Annotated in this window: 6 protein-coding genes; 2 read left to right on the top strand and 4 right to left on the bottom strand. The window is 66.6% G+C overall.

Annotated elements, in window-relative coordinates:
* Window positions 1-296 precede the first annotated feature (296 nt).
* From O3932_RS09905 to O3932_RS09890, 4 genes are read right to left on the bottom strand one after another with little or no spacing between them, the layout of a single operon-like run.
* A complete protein-coding gene (locus O3932_RS09905) occupies window positions 297-1,802 on the bottom strand; it encodes a serine/threonine-protein kinase (protein WP_009648247.1) in 1,506 nt (501 codons plus the stop codon).
* The gene (locus O3932_RS09900; protein ID WP_371538139.1) at window positions 1,799-4,309 is read right to left on the bottom strand and encodes a transglutaminase family protein; all 2,511 of its coding nucleotides are present in this window, start codon (window positions 4,307-4,309) and stop codon (window positions 1,799-1,801) included. The genes O3932_RS09905 and O3932_RS09900 overlap by 4 nt, the downstream gene beginning before the upstream one ends.
* 44 nt (window positions 4,310-4,353) lie before the next feature.
* Complete coding sequence (locus tag O3932_RS09895; RefSeq protein WP_371538136.1) at window positions 4,354-5,586, bottom strand: DUF58 domain-containing protein; 1,233 nt, start codon at window positions 5,584-5,586, stop codon at window positions 4,354-4,356.
* 6 nt (window positions 5,587-5,592) lie between these two features.
* The gene (locus tag O3932_RS09890; RefSeq protein WP_371538134.1) at window positions 5,593-11,634 is read right to left on the bottom strand and encodes an Ig-like domain-containing protein; all 6,042 of its coding nucleotides are present in this window, start codon (window positions 11,632-11,634) and stop codon (window positions 5,593-5,595) included.
* 318 nt (window positions 11,635-11,952) lie between these two features.
* On the opposite strand from O3932_RS09890, the gene radA reads away from it, so the two are divergent.
* Together radA and disA are read left to right on the top strand one after the other, a co-directional pair.
* On the top strand, window positions 11,953-13,338 hold the full coding sequence (gene radA / locus O3932_RS09885) for a DNA repair protein RadA (protein WP_314567145.1): 1,386 nt from the start codon (window positions 11,953-11,955) through the stop codon (window positions 13,336-13,338).
* Between the two features lie 36 nt (window positions 13,339-13,374).
* Entirely contained in the window at window positions 13,375-14,445 is a 1,071-nt protein-coding gene (disA, locus tag O3932_RS09880) for a DNA integrity scanning diadenylate cyclase DisA (RefSeq protein ID WP_296503137.1), read from the top strand.
* Window positions 14,446-14,515: the final 70 nt, after the last annotated feature.

The raw sequence follows: 14,515 nt of genomic DNA, 5'->3' as shown, positions 1-14,515 counted from the left end.
TCCTACGTATACCGAGGCCTCGACGAAATCGCCCTCTCCTCCACCCACAACGCACACCTCGGCACCAGCCCCCGCTACCACACCAAATAACCACCCATGACACCACACACCACACCCACAACCAACCACCACCACGACCACACCCACGCTGCCAGCCACCATGACCTCACACATGCCATGGCCGACTCATCGTGCAGGTGGTAGCCGACCTGCGAACAGGTCCCGCGGCACCCCACCAACACCCGACGCAGCGGTGCCCCGACGCAGCAGTACACCCGAGGCTGGGGCACCGGCGTCTAAGGAACCGTCACACACTGCGTCACCGGTGAGGACTCACGTCCGCTCGACTCGACCACGACGCTGACCGCCAGGCAATTCTCGCCGCTCACCGCCGTGGTCGTCAGGCTGTTGCGTCGTATCGTCTCGGCCACCACGTCCTCGCCCGGGCGCGTCAGCACATACTTAAACACCAGCTGATCAGACGAATACTGCGACTGCGACGGCACCTGCCAGCCCCACAGAATCTCCGAACCATTCGGCGTAGCCGTCACCTCCCCAACCGAATCGGGCAGCGCACCACCCGGATCACCCCCAGGGTCACTCCACTGCTCGGTCGTCGCCTCGACCGACGGCCCCTCGCCCGCGCCCAGGCGCACGCTGTGCCCCCCGCCCGTCAACATCGCGACAACCAGGGCCGCCGTGGCCAGCACACCGACGACAACCAGCACGGGAATCACCCACGCGGGACGCTTCGACTCGGAGTCGACCACCCCGCGACGATTCGTCGTCGAGTTACCCGACCAGGCCTCGTTCGACGAGGCCTGCTCCCCCTCCGAGAATCCCCTGCGGCGGGTGCGCGTACGCTCCGAATCCAGGAGAGCCGGCGTCGGAATCGACAGCGCCGAGGGAGGCCCACCGGTGGGCGCGACGACACTCAGCTTCATTTCCGTGACCGGGCGATGCATGTCGCGTTCGACGGTCTGCAGCGCATAACCGAGCGCCGCCGCCGACCCGAAACGCTCCTCAGGATCCAGACTCATCGCTCGACGCACGATGGCGGTCACAGCATCGGGCACGCCCGGCCGATCGATGCGCGAGACACGGCCCGACGCTGCCCTCTGCGCGACCGCCCTAGCGGTGTTATCACCGTCGGGTACCTCGAAGGGCGGGCGCCCCATCAGCAGCGTCCACAGCGTCGCACCCAGCGCCCACACGTCCTGCGTCGGATGGATACGCGCCGTACCCGCGATCTGCTCGGGCGGGGCCCACATGACCGAAAAACCATCGCGGCCACTGCGCGGATCTGTCCCCACATGCTCCGCTACACCGAAATCCGTCAGAACCGGAGAGCCGTAGGCATTCACCATGATGTTGCTGGGCTTGATATCACGGTGCACGAAACCCACACGATGCAGCATCTCCGCACCGCCACACATGCGGATGATCATCGACAGCGCCCGATCCGTCGACATCGGTTTCTGACGCACCTGATCCATGATGTTCGCGACCGGGCAGTACTCCATCACCAGGAAAGAGCGCCCATCTTGCGCGGTGCCCGCGCCGTACAGCTGCACGACAGCCGGATGCCCCGACACGAGCGCCATCACATCAGCCTCGCGGGCGATGTCCCCCTGCGCCTCAGACCCACGATCCAGGCGAGCGATCTTCACCGCGACATCACGACTGGGCATCTCCTGGCGGCACAGGTACACGTCCGCGAACCCACCCGATCCGAGGTATCGAATCCACTGGTAGCCGGGCAGCATCGGGGCAACCCCCACGTGCTCGTCTCTGTCACTCATCGTTTCCTCCTCCAACGGCGCGTGACGCGCGACAACAGGGACCGGCGCTGCCCGCTTGTCGCCAAGCGACGCGCGCGGCGACGCCAGCGCAGCGACTTGACCGACAGCGCGCAGCGCACGCGTGCGAACCACGACACGGACGACGCCCACTCGCTGCGCAGCGCACGCACGTCGCTCCACGCCTCGTCCACGTCCTCCTGGCGGGTGCCTGCGGCCGCAAAGTCCGCGACGTCCGCGCGGCGTGCGAGTGCCACCACACGGGGCACAGTGCCCGAGAACAGGGACCATCCCGGCACGCGGCCGTCCGTGACCATCCGCGCCGAGGCCTCGTCACCGGCACGATCCAAACCATCACCAGGGGTGCCGCGCTCACCAGAGCGGGCACCCGCGTGCGGTGTCGCCCACTGGGTCGACAGAACCCACGCCAACTCCTGGCGTGTCAGGTACGGCTGCACGACCACGCCTGAGTCGATGACGGTGTCGACCAGCTCTTCCCACGAGCCGCGCACCGCCTTCGCAGCATCCGAGCGGCGACGCACCGAGCGGCGGCGAGCCTTAAGCGCAAGAATCATCAAGGCAGGACCCAGTAGGACCAGCAACGAGGCGGACACCGCCCCGATCATCATCCACGGGATGTGCGAGCCACCCGGATCACGCGGATCCGCTGCCTCGTCACGCGAGGCCGGGGGCAGTTCGACCGGCTGTTCCGGCGGCTCCGGGGGCTGCAGGACCTGCGGCTTGGGCACCGACTTGGGCCGATTCACTTCGGAGGCGGGCTTCTGGTCGCGCGGCGGCGTCGGGTCGAAAGTCGCCCAGCCCACGCCGGGGAACTCCACCTCCACCCACGCGTGCATGTCCGCGCCCATGAAGTCGAGGCTGCCGGCCGTCCCCTCACGGTAGGCACCCACGACGACGCGCGCTGCGATGCCCTGCGAGTGCAGCATGAGCGCCATCAGGGTCGCGTACTGCTCGTCGTCGCCCACCATCGCCTCCGCGCTGATCATGCGCTGGATACGGTCCTGGGACGCGCCGGGACGCGAGCTGACGGCATCATCGTTGGAGTAAAACCCCGACGTGTGCAGGTACGTCTCAATCGCTCGCGCCTTATCCAGGTCAGAGTGGGCACCAACCGTGCGCTCGGCGGCCAGAGTATCGACGTCCTTCGGGACATTCGTGTCCCCACCCGCGTAATCGCGCGCGTCCACGCTGGCGAACTCCGAGTCCGTATGCTCCTCCGGCACCGTCGTATTCAGCGCGTAGGACATGTCCCCCGCGGGACCCGTCGTCAGTGCAGATTCGGTCCACAGGTTGTAGTTCAGGCCCTTCTGGCGGGCGGCGGCGTTCGGGTCCGAGGCCTCGAAACGCAGGACCGACACCTGGCCGATCGTGGGCACCCACGGCCCCACCAGCTGCGAGGTCGACACCGTCGTCTCGCTCTGGGCCGTCTCGGCGCTTCGTCCCGGGATCGTCGAGCCGACGCGGCGGTAGCCAGCCTGGCCATCCACGTTCGTCGTTCCCATGACGAAGGTCGTCCCGTCGTAGACCTCCATCGCGCCCAGGCGCACGCGCGCACCCTTGGGCAGGTTGGAGACACGGATCAGGGAGCGCTCCTCCAGGTCCTTGTTGTAGTAGCGGTAGCTCGACAGCGGCGACGGGTATTCGCGCGCGTCCACGGGAGGTTCCACGACGTCGCGCCCGACGATACGGTCCGAGGCCGTGGGTCCCGCGAGGAGACCCGCGGGCAGGGCGACGGCGACCATCGCCGCCACCATGAGCGAGGCCATGCCCACGCGCCACCACACGTGCACGACCTGGCGAGAGGTGGCTCCCATCGTCGTCGCCGAGGAGGCATTCGACCCGCCGATCCCGATCACGATATCGGCACCCGCGCGTGCGCGGACAATCGCTGAAGCCCACGACCACCAGATGATCAACGCCGCCCACCAGGCGACCACCAGCACGGCACTGGGGCCGTGATGGCTGGGCCCCCACACGATGGCAATCACGCCGGAGGCGATCAGCGCACTCGAACCGGCGATGGGACGTCCGAGGCGCACGGTGAACGTGCCAGCCGCGACCGAGCAGATGAGGAGCGTCATCCACGGCACCAGCGCCGGTCCCGAGTACGAGGCCGCGGGCGGCGTCAGCGTCAGCAGGTCCTTCCAGGATTCGACCGCGCCGATGACGAGGGACTGCAGCGTGCGCGACGTCGGCACCACGCCCCAGAGAGTCGTCTCGCGCAGGGCCGCAGCCCCACCGAACAGGAAATGCGAGGCCACGACCGCGGCCGTGATCGACAGCAGGTCCCATCGCCACTTGGCCGACGCCCACGCCACCATCAGGCCAACGACAACGCCCGAAGCCGCGGCGATAGCGCCCTGGTAGCCGCCGAACACCGTCTCGAACATGAGGACCGGGCCAACGAAGAGGAGGGCTAACACCATCAGCGACCACGCGGGCATCGTGGCGCGTGAACGCGAGGTTCCCGCTGCCGTCTCCGCCCTCATGGAGGGGCGCGGGCGACGCGAAGAAGCCGAACGAACAGACGCGTTCACAACGACACCCCCCTGGAAATCAGCACCGGCAAATCCTCCAGCGACGGGCAGTCAATGATGACGCCCCGACTCATCCTGCGACGACGGCGAGCGCTCCCCGGAACCACTCGAATGACAGACACCGCCACGTCAATGGGCGCGATATTGGCCAGACGCGACGCCTCGTCGTCACTGGTCCCCTCGCCCACGACAATGGACAGAGCGGAAATAGCGCCGCGTTCCATGACGCAGCGACGCACCACGGCCTCGAAATCGCGCCGAACCGACACTTCCATCTCAGACAGGGCATCCAGCATCGCAACGGGCGAAGCGGTCGGAATCCACTCGTCCGACGTGTGCATCGACACCGTGCGCGCCTCCCCCGAGCCGGCAATCGCCAGCGACGCGGCGACCGACACCCCCATCTCGAAAGCGCGCCGCTCCCAGGCGTCACGCCGGGTATCCAGCAGCACCATGTGGTGCGAGCGGTGCGTCTCCTCAAACTGGCGGACGATCAGGCGACCGTAGCGCGCCGTCGACGGCCAGTGAACCGCGCGCCGGTCATCCCCCGGCTCATAGTCGCGCAGCGCGTGAAAAGACACGTCCGAGCTGGTCAGCTTCGCGCTCGCGACACCCTCGACGTCCATCTGCATGCCCGTCGCGTCAAAAGAAAAACGAATCGTCTGCGGATGCACATGCACGAGGATCGGGTCATCCCACTCGCGCACGCGACGCAGCAGGCCCAGGCCATCCATGCGCACAGTGCGCGCAGGACCCACCGTGATGACGCCACGACGCTTCGTCATGACGGAAAACGACTCATTCCACACCCCATTGCCGGAAATGGGGGGAACCAGGAACTCGCCACTGCCTCGTCCAATCGAGACCTCCACGAGCGTCGAACCCGCCCGACGCCCCGACCTGTTCGCCACGCGGATGCGACCAACCGCAACCTGACCAGCAACGATGCGGTCGCTTTCCATCCGCAGCGACACGGACAACGGCGACGGTGAAGCAACCGACGCCACGGCGACCGCGAGCGCGACGCCGCCCATGACGGCTACGACGAAGCCCTCGATCCAGCCGACGGCGACTGCGGCTACAATGCCCGAGACGCTCGCCACGGACACGGCCCAGCCGGTGGTCGTCAGAGCGCACAGGCAGCGTGCGAACGCGGCGTACCCGGGGACCGAGCGCAGCCGGTCGAACACTTCACGCGACGCGCCTCGGATCTTTCGACGCAGTGTCATCGCGGCCTACCTCTCCGGCTCGCATACGCCGACGATACGAACATCCTTCTTGAATGCGTCCTCAGAGTCCGCCTGTGTCGCGATCTTCGTGCGCGTCGGTTCCGCTCCCGTCACGCGTACCTTCTCCGTCCAGTTATCGACGTCGGAGCGGATCACACACACGTGGGGTTCCGACGAGGAGGCCCAGCTCGGGGCGCTGATCGTGAAGGTGTGGCAGGTGCCCGCGAAGCCGTGCTTCTCGCCGCCCTGGCAGGTTTCCTCCCAGGTTAGCTCCACGTCTAGCTTCGTCGTGAAGGTCGGCTCGTCGGTCATGATCGTCGAACCCAGCGCGTTGACGGCCTCGACCTGTGCGGTGTAGCGCGTGCCCTGGGAGAGGTTCCAGAACGTCTCCTCGGTCGCGTTGGTCGCCGGGTCGTGTGTCTCCGACCCGATGGTCACGTGGATCGCGCTCAGGCCCGGGTTTGCACCGATGGGATCCCAGCGAACGGTGGCGTTGGTCGAGCCAACGTTCGTCACCGACACGCCGACCTTGGAGGGCACGCCCGTCGGGGTTCCGCTCGCCGACACGGGATCCGATGCAGCCGTCTGGTTACGCATGCCCACACCCGTCTGGCAGAAGTAGAGCGTGCGCGTGTCCCATCCGTCAACGTGGAGGATCGTGCCGTTCGAGATGGTCTGGCCGGTCACGCATGCGTTCTTCGTCCAGGCGTAGCGCAGTGTCAGGTCGGAGGCGCTAAAGCCTCGGCCGGGAACAACCGCCAGGCCATCGACCTGCAGCTCCCCCGCGGTGCCTGTGCCCGACACGGTCGGCGCGTCGAGCGCGAGCGGGACCGTGGCGATTCCCATCGTGGTGGTCGCGGGGGCTGACACGTCGCCGTCCGAATTCTTCAGGGTCACCGACACGGGTACGGCGGTACCCGCCTCGACGCCGGGGACGTCGACACCGGTGGAGCCGGGATCGGCATCCACGGTCACAGAACCCACGGTCACGGAGGTCTTACCCCAGCCTTGGCCGCCGGAGTTACCGAGCTTCCAGGACACATTGACCGTCGCGTGCGAGGGATCCGTGCTCTCTCTGACCGGGTAGGCAGCGAGCTGGCTCGCCGGATCCGGTGGGCCATGCGGGCTGCCCGGGGTGGGTTCGGACAGCGGCGAGGGCGACTCCGCGCCGTTGTGCGCCTGGATCGTCACCGAGTAGGTGGCACCGTTCGTCAGGCCCCCGACTGTCACGGAGGTCTCGGTTCCAGCGACCGTGCGCGTGACGGGCTGGCTGCCCGAGGCCGAGGCGACGAACACCGAGTACGTCTGGATCGCGGACCCCTTGTTGGTGGGGGGAACCCACGACACCAGCAGCGCTCCGTCTGCACCTTCGACCGTGGGGGCCGCCATCTTCTCGGGCACCGCGTCGATATGGACCTCCGGCGAGGCCGTGGACGGGTCAGAGTCGCCGGCTTCGTTGTGTGCCACGACCGTGAAGGAGTGCTTGACGCCGTTCGTCAGGCCCGTGACTTCGACGCCCGGGTCGGTCGTCGGGAAGGTCCGGCCGCTGTTCACGTCCATCACCGTGTAGCCCGAGATCGTGCCACCGTTCGCGGCACCCGCCTGGAAGGACACGAACGCGCTGCCCGGCCCGGTCGCCGTCGCGTTCACGTTGACGGGCGGATCCGGGCGGTCGAGCACCTTGACGACGACGCGGCCCTGCACGACGCGGTCCTGGTCGTTCGTCGCATCCATGACACGGTAGACGACGATCATGTCGCCGTGGAATCCGGCCTTGGGAGAGACCGTCAGGGCGCTTCCCTCGCCCGAGGCCGTGCCCTGGCCAATCTGCACCGAGGTGTCCAGGATGACGAGGGGGTCCGAGAAAGGATTCGTCGTGTAATCCGCCACGTTCACGGTCGCACTCTGACCCGCATTAACCTTGATGCGGGCGTCCGTCGTCGTCACCAGGGGCTTCGACGACTTCACGATCGTCACCGGAATATCCGCGTTCACGGCACCCGACCCGTCGTCGACGCTCACGGTGAGCGCGCCGGCCGACCCCTTGGGTTGGTCCTTCTTCCCCGATACTGTCAGCGTGTAGCCTTCCAGCGTGGCGTCCACCCCGCCGGGCACCTTCGTCAGGCGATACTCGAACGAGGTCTTGGCTTGGTCATCGGGATCATCAACCATCTGCGTCAGGTCGACCGTCACGGACTCCCCCTGGCCCACGAGGATCGGAGTCGGGGTCAGGCGCGGCGGCAGGTTCTTCGCCGACTGAATCGTGATCGGGATTGTCAGCGTCGAGGACAGGGCGGAAGCATCGTCCGGCGCGCCGTCACGCACCGTGAAAGACACCGACGCCCGACCCGACGCGTCCTCGGGAGCAGCGAGCGCCAGGTGCGTCGAATCCTGCAGCGTCGCCGACTCCAGAGCACCGCTCTTCGTCACCGAGGCCTCGTCCGTGATCATCGGCGAGCGCGACCGATCACGCACAAGCACGTAGTCATTCACATCGAGTGTCAACGTCGCACCGGCGCGCATTGCCACCGGGATCCGCGTCGTGTCCAGTCGAGGAGCCAGCAGGTCGGTGCCCGGCACCGTCACGACGGCGCTCGCGCTCAGGCCATCCTGGTCCGTCACGGTATACACCACGAGGCGACGCTTGGCCTGCGGGGTAATCGACACTTTCTGCCCCACAACACTCACGCCCGACCCATCGGCAGACACCGACAGGGCATCCGTCGTACCATCCGGGTCCTCGTCGTTCGCCAGCACCTGGACGTTCACCGGCTTCGAATCCGCGGGCAGCTCCGACACTGACACCACATCGTCGCGCGCCACCGGTGTGCGCAGCGGCGCGTCCTCATCAACCGTCACCGTCAGCTGCCCCTGCGCGCGACCGCCGCGCCCATCGAGGACCTGATAGGCGACAACAAACACGCCACTCGTCTCAGGGGCCTGGACCGTCACCGCGTCCTCCAGCACCGACACCGGCACCGACGGATCCGACACCGATATGCTCTCCGAATCCGTGTTGACCGACAGAGCGTCGCCGTCCGCATCCACGTCGTTACTCAGCACGTTCACGCTCACCGCGCGCCCCGGACGAACCGTCACCGAATCCGGCACAGCCGTCGGATTATGGTTCTGCGTGCCCGGAGGCGCAATACCGACACGCACGCGAGCGCGTCCCTGGAGGCCCAGGCGGTCCTCCACGATGTAAGAGAACGTATCCGTGCCCACCGCATCATCGGAGGGCGTGTACTCCAGCCACTCGGTGCCCAGCACCACGCTGCCCTTGGACGGCGGCTGATCAATACCCACCAGCGCCACCGAATCACCGTCGGGATCAATACCCGTCAGCGGCACGGGGATACGCGTCATCTGGCCAGACACAGCCCACGCACTCAGAGCCTTCGGCGTCGGCGCACTGTTGGCCGACGACGCGGCAACAATCTCGAAGGTCACCGTCGTTGTCGCCTTATTCCCCACCGAATCGACGACCGTGTACGACGCGCGCAGTACCCCGGCCTCGTCCCCGGCCTCGACGCGCACCTGGTTACCGGTCACGAACACCGTGCCCAGATCGCCGCCCGACAAAACCGTCACCGTCGGATCCACACTCAGCGACAGACCAATCGGCGAACGGTCGTTGGCCAGCACACTCACCGAGCCGACATCCCCGGCACGTACCTTCGCACTGTCCGGCGCGGCCTGAGGCGGCACATCCTCACTCTGCGCATCCGTCGGAATAACGCTCACCTGCGCCGTCGCCGACCCCGCGCCATTGGACACCGTATACGTAAACGACGTCACGTCGGACAGGCCGCCCGGTGCCGTAATGCGCAGCAAGTGACGCTCAATCAGCGTCACCTCCAGACCCGACTGTTCGGGCACATCAATCGACTGCACGACCAGCACACCACCCGACGGATCCGTGTCATTCGCCAGCGGCGCGATCAGCGACGCGCCGCCGCTGGGCAACACCGCCAAATCATCTTCCGCGACCGGCACCGCCGTCGAATCATCCGGCACCACATCCACGCGGATCACACCCATCGTCGTCGACGGACCATCCGACACCGTGTACGTGAACTGGAACGAACCCGACACCGATCCCGTAAACATCAGGGTGCCTCGTGACAGATCAGCCGTCACCGACGTACCCGCAGGTGCCGCACCCGCCGCCACAAGCGACAAGGAATCCCCATTCGGGTCCGTGTCGTTCGCCACCGGGTCAATCGTCACAGGCTCACCCACGCGCGCCACGTAGAAGTCCGCGCGCGCAATCGGAGGCACATTGCCCGACTCCTGCACGCTCACCTGCAGCTCGCCCACGCTCTCCGCGTGGCCATCCGACAGCGTCACGCTCAGCGACTTCAAGCCGGCACCCGAACCCAGGTCGCGCACCTGCACGGTTCCGTCCTCGGAAAACTGCGCCGCCATACCATCGGGAGCCGTCACCGACTTCAAAAAGAACTGGTCGCCGTCCGGGTCCACCCAATCCGACAGCAGGTTGTACTCCACCTGCGCGTTCGCCCCCAGCTTCACCACCGGGTGCTTGACCTGACGCGGCCCCTCATTGACCATCCACGGGCGGATCGTCACCGTCACCGTCGCGGTCGCCACCGCCAAACCGTCCGAGGCCTCGTAGGAGAAGGACGTCGACCCCTCCGTCTTCTCCTCCGGCACGTCCGCAATCTGCAGGGCGCGCCCCCCACGGGTACGCGCCACGGAACCAAACTCGGGCTCCGCGAGCGGGCGCGCCGTCAGCACGTCACCGTCGTCGTCCGAGTCGTTATCCAACACCGGCAGCAGCGTCGAACGACCCGGTCGGATACCGATTTCGTCGTCGACGGCAATCGGCGGCGTGTTCTTCTCGTTGCGCTCGGGTTCCGAGACCTGCTGACGCTGGTCAGGTGTCGGAGTGTCCTCTTCCTTCTCCTCGGTCGGGTCCTCCTGGTCCCAGTTGTTGACCATGACCATGTTCTTATCGGGAAGCCACAGCGTGCCAGTCGTCACATCATTGAGAACGATACGCGTCCGATTCGTCCGGAACACCACTGACGACACCTTCGCCAGCTCGTCCACCGTCTGCTTCTGATTACGCGTCTTATCCTCGCACAGGCGCACATACGCGCCCGAACCCGCCCACGCCGCATACGAGCAGCCGCGATGGAACACCGGAGGGGCCGGCGTACCCTCCGCCTTCGATTCCGACGCGTCCTGACGCTCCACTCCCCTGCCGCTGAGCGGGACCGACACGAGTTCACTATCCGTCGCCAGCAGCACGGACGAGGCGTCGTCGCCCGGATCCTGCAACACCGCGCCGCTCACATGATCCTCAGCGAGGTCACGCACCGACCCGTCGGGCATCACGAGCTTGTTACCACCCTGATCGTAGATGACAGGCTTATCACCCACAGCCGTGATCGACAAGGTGCCGACCGGCTGGAAACCCTTCACCATCTTCGTCTTCGTGCGCCACGCCTGTCCCTCGCGCTCCGCCGTCACCAGCGTCGAGGTCCCCGGCGCGTACGCGAACACCCTGCCCGAGCGCGACACCGTCACAACACCGTCGCCCACGTCGTTGGCAACCGCGCTCTCGCGCGTGAACGACATCGTCGCGGGTTCACCGGCGTCACCCACCCACAGGAGACCCTCATTCGGATCCAGAACCGCCAGCACCGAACCGCCCTGCACCTGCACGGCACCTTCCGGCAGGGTCACCGCCTGACCAATCGAAAAGGACGTCGGACGTACAGGCGATACCGTGCGCGTGCCCGCCTCCCCGAGCGTCACGTCACCGCCAGCCTGCCCAATATCGAAGGACGCCGACTTAACGGACACCGTGCCATCGAGCATCCGGGCGTCGTAATTCAGATGGCCCACGAGCTTGCGATCCTGATTGGTCACCCAGATACCGCCATCATCGACGCTGACCTGCGTGACCTCCACGCCTCGGGACATGAACGCAATCGTGCACAGGATCGCAGACACGAGCAGGACGGAAATGGCAGGCAGTCGCTTGGACCAGATCCTTCGCGTCTTGTGCCCCTTCTTCATGTCACTTCCTCAGTGTCGATGGCATGTAGCATCCGATGCCGCGGCAGCATCCGCAGACTTCGGAGTGAGTTCCCGAGGATACACACCGGCTAACCATATGGATAATAGCACCGCACATTCTACGGATACTTGGGAATTATCATCGCGCGTCAACGTTCTTTACGGCACGATCCCGCCACTCTGCCACATCTGGAGAACCTGACCACATCGTCTCATACCCGAACATCACCTGCGCAACCCATCCACGACCTCGCCCCGGCCTCGTCACTCTCCCACGAGCGAACCGCAGATGGAGGCGGTGCGCGTTACGGTGGGTCCATGGCGAAAGAGAAGATCACCTACCGTTGCTCCGACTGCGGCTGGACCTCCCCCAAGTGGGTGGGCCAGTGCCGCGAATGCGGGGCATGGGGCACCGTCGACCAGGCGGGCGAGGTCACGGGCGGGCAGCGCACCGCCGCGACTCCCCCACGACGCCCCGCGCTGCCCATTGGCGACGTGGACGGGGAGCGCGCCTCATCGCGTTCCACGGGCGTGGGCGAGCTGGACCGAGTCCTCGGCGGCGGCATCGTCCCCGGCGCGGTGATCCTCCTGGCCGGCGAACCCGGCGTGGGCAAGTCCACGCTGCTGCTGGACGTGGCCGCCAAGGCCGCGCGCACGGCGGCATCGAGCGGGCGCGGTCCCGTCCTCTACGTGACGGGCGAGGAGTCGGCGGCGCAGGTGCGGGGGCGCGCCGAACGCATCGGAGCGCTCGAACCGAACTTGCTCATCGCCGATGAGACAGAACTCGGCATCGTCCTGGGGCACGTCGAGGCCTCGGCTCCGTCCCTGCTCATCGTCGACTCCGTGCAGACAATCTCCTCCGCCCAGGTCGAAGGCGGGGCGGGCGGCGTCGCCCAGGTGCGCGCGGTCGCCGCCTCACTCATTCGGGTCGCCAAAGAATCCGACCTACCCACCCTGCTCGTCGGCCACGTGACGAAGGACGGCGGCATCGCCGGTCCGCGCGTCCTCGAACACCTCGTGGACGTCGTCTGCCAATTCGAAGGCGACCGGCACTCACGCCTTCGCCTGCTGCGCGCCGTGAAAAACCGCTACGGCCCCACCGACGAAGTCGGCTGCTTCGAGCTGACCGACTCGGGGATCTACGGCCTCGCCGACCCCTCCGGCCTATTCCTGTCACGCACGACACGCGGCGTGCCCGGCACCTGCGCAGCTGTCTCCCTCGAGGGCCGCCGCCCGCTGCCCACCGAGATCCAGTCCCTCGTCGCCCCCTCGTCGGGCGGCTCGCCTCGGCGCACAACCTCAGGCGTCGACCACGCGCGCGTCGCCATGATCCTCGCGGTCCTGCAAGCCCGAATAGGAGCCGACACGTCGGGAGCCGACGTCTACGTGTCCACGGTCGGCGGCGCGCGCACCGTCGAACCCGCCATCGACCTCGCAATGGCCATCTCCATCGTGTCCTCACTCAAAGGCGTACCCCCGCGCGCCGACCTCGTCGCAGTCGGAGAAATCTCCCTCACCGGTGAAGTTCGTGCCTGCACCGGCACCCAGCGCCGCCTCGCCGAAGCCGCCCGATTGGGCTTCTCTTCAGCCATCGTCCCAGCTCAAGGCAGCGAGGACCTCGCCCGCGTCGACGGCATCACCGTGTTCACTGTCTCTGATTTAGCGACGGCGATTCGCGTCGCATTTCCTACAGACTCGCAATAATAGAAAGCAGACCTACTCATTCGGGAGGGAAGCACATTGACCTCAGACGCAGCGATCCTTCGAGAAGCACTGCGCGCGGTTGCGCCCGGCACCCCTCTTCGCGAGGGACTGGAACGAATCCAACGCTCCCACACGGGTGCCCTCATCGTCCTGGGCTACACACCCGAGATTCAGGCCATGTGCTCGGGCGGCTTCGACCTTGACGTCGCCTTCACGGCCGCTCGCCTACGCGAACTATGCAAAATGGACGGTGCCGTCATCATCGACCCCGACCTATGGCGCATCCGCAAAGCCAACGTCCAACTCTTCCCCGACCCCACCATCCCCACCGACGAATCCGGCATGCGCCACCGCACCGCCCAGCGCACCGCCCGCCAAACGCACCTGCCCGTCCTATCCCTGTCCGCTTCCATGCGCATGATCTCCATCTACGTGGGCACCGAGCACCGCCTCGTCGAAGAACCCGAAGCCCTGCTCTCGCGCGCCAACCTGGCCGTGGACACCCTGGACCGCTACAGTCAGCGACTCGACGAAGTTTTGCAGACCCTCACGATCCTCGAAATGCGCGACAGCGCCACCGTGCGCGACGTCGCCACCGTCATGCAGCGCATGGAAATGATCCGCCGCATCACCTCCGAAATCACCGAATACCTCGAAGAACTGGGATCCGAGGGACGCCTCCTCGCCCTCCAAGTCGAAGACCTCATACGCGGATCCGCCTCCGAACGCGCCCTCGTCATGCGCGACTACATCCGCGACCCCGCCGACGTCGCCCGCGTCGAAGCCGAACTCACTTCCCTCGGCTCCGAACGAATCGTCGACCTGACCGCCATCGCGAACATCCTCGGCCTGGACGTGTACGAGGTTGCCGACCTCGACCGCGAAATCATGCCGCGCGGAGTGCGCGCCCTCTCCCTGGTCCCCCACCTGTCGTGGAATGCCATCAAAGCCGTGTCCGCGCACTTCACGAACCTGCCGCAGCTGCGGGCCGCCTCCGTCGCCGATATCGAAGTCATCGACGGCGTCGGCCACTACCGCGCCCAACTCATCGTCGAAAACCTGGCCCACCAGGCCCAAGCCGTCGGCGCGGGCGTCGTCGGCTGGTAATCCCACGTCGGGCACTTGAACAACTACGCGACACCTATCGCGGGCACTCACCGACACCTACCGCACGCAC

The organism is Pauljensenia sp. 20925_1_25, from assembly GCF_041433955.1.
Classification (GTDB): domain Bacteria; phylum Actinomycetota; class Actinomycetes; order Actinomycetales; family Actinomycetaceae; genus Pauljensenia.
The sequence above is the reverse complement of the archived record's forward strand: the minus strand, read 5'-3'. Positions and strand labels throughout refer to the sequence as shown.

What these genes read in the sequence shown, in the direction of transcription:
- O3932_RS09905 (WP_009648247.1), bottom strand. Translation starts at nt 1,802, where the DNA reads ATGAGTGACAGAGACGAGCACGTGGGGGTTGCCCCGATGCTGCCCGGC.
- O3932_RS09900 (WP_371538139.1), bottom strand. Translation starts at nt 4,309, where the DNA reads ATGAGGGCGGAGACGGCAGCGGGAACCTCGCGTTCACGCGCCACGATG.
- O3932_RS09895 (WP_371538136.1), bottom strand. Translation starts at nt 5,586, where the DNA reads ATGACACTGCGTCGAAAGATCCGAGGCGCGTCGCGTGAAGTGTTCGAC.
- O3932_RS09890 (WP_371538134.1), bottom strand. Translation starts at nt 11,634, where the DNA reads ATGAAGAAGGGGCACAAGACGCGAAGGATCTGGTCCAAGCGACTGCCT.
- radA (WP_314567145.1), top strand. Translation starts at nt 11,953, where the DNA reads ATGGCGAAAGAGAAGATCACCTACCGTTGCTCCGACTGCGGCTGGACC.